We start from the raw sequence: 1,594 nt of genomic DNA on the forward strand, positions 1-1,594 counted from the left end.
GACTGATCTCTTAGCTGAAGGATTTAACCCAAAATATTTCACACATTATTGGAAAGCTAAGAATGGTAATTTATATTTATTCTGCTACGAATATGAATTTATGGGAACTAGTTATAATGGACATAATAAATATGTTTTAATAAAGTGGCAGGATTATATGAACCGAAGTTAAATATGTACACAACTCATTAGGTTGATACCTTATTAGGGTTCCTAAAAAATTATAATACAATTTATTTTATTCAATGTTTCAACATGCATTTCCAGATGCTGATTTTTGATAAATACCCTCGCAAAACCAATTTTCATAACTGTCTCTTTTAATGTTAAACCATGAGATACATTAATAAAACGGGTTTTTGAGTCTATCAAAACCAACATGGTTTGTACAAAGGTAAATTGTCTCAGTAAAGAGTGGTTTGAAGATATAATTATAAAACTATCAGCATTTAACTCTACTGAAAGCCATCGCTTTTAATTCCTGTTCAGCTCTGGATATACCATATTTATTGGCAATTTCACGCCATTTACAAACTGATGATTTTACCTCTTTGATAATTTCATTTGCTCGTGATTCTGAAAGACGGAAGAATTCAGCTACTTCCAGTGCTAAATCCAGATCCAAAGCATTATCATCATCTGAAATATTCAATTTCAGTCCGGTTCCTGTTTCCACCGGATTAATGTCATATGCTGGTGACAACACCCACCCCTTTTCAGTTAGAACAAAGCCATGATTACGAAGATGATCATCCGTATTAGATACGCAAATACTAAAAACAATACGTCGCCATAACTCCTCCAAATCTTCATTAACGTTAGCTCCGTTGTTTTGCAAAAACTCCACTAACTCAAGATAGCTGGCTCCATCAGCGTGATCCTGACCATCTGTATATCCCAACATGGTCATAGCAGAAGCAAAATGCAGCCTCTCTCCTGTTGCTGTCCTGTCAAATCTCTTTGTCAGAAAGGTATAATGATCGGAAGAGAATTTTCTTGCCATGGACTCTGCCATTTTTATACCTGCATTGATTGCCATTTCATAGGTTACTATTTCCCATCCACCAACATCTCCCTGATCATTACGACTTGGAAATTTAGCAATCCACAGGTTACCTGTTTCATCAAGAACCCCGGCTTTTGGTCTTGCCCCTCCCAAAGATGCTCCCGGAGCAACAAGCATACTTAACCATTTCAGGTAATCAGGATCATCAATCGCATCATCTTCTTCCAAACGAAGACTTATCTGTTCCAGTTCTCTTAGTGAGGTCCACGGAGGGCTTGCCATTTCTCTGTTATCATTCAGAAACGGACCATCCAGCTCAACCTTATAACGCATTGCTCCCATTCGATGCTCATCATAAACACCCAATAAATAATCTGTTTCATAAAGAGTGCCGGCATTTCTACCTTCTTTTCTAGCCAGTGCCGCTTCTCTTCTTCTCATGAGAATTCTTCCCCAACGATCAGGTGATGAATCCAAAAATAAACCAAAATTTCCCTGATCCTCATCAGCATAATGCAATCCCGAATAAAACTGAAGATTGGGATCCAGGAGATGATTAAAACCTCTTTGTAACCAATCTTTATCATA

1 protein-coding gene is annotated in these 1,594 nt (G+C 37.3%); it reads right to left on the bottom strand.

Features of this window, described 5'->3' with window-relative positions:
• Positions 1-442: 442 nt before the first annotated feature.
• On the bottom strand, positions 443-1,594 hold a 1,152-nt coding region (locus KEM10_RS23680), incomplete at its 5' end, for a type II toxin-antitoxin system HipA family toxin (RefSeq protein ID WP_212220829.1).

This window comes from Carboxylicivirga linearis (assembly GCF_018271995.1).
In the GTDB taxonomy this organism is placed as follows: domain Bacteria; phylum Bacteroidota; class Bacteroidia; order Bacteroidales; family Marinilabiliaceae; genus Carboxylicivirga; species Carboxylicivirga linearis.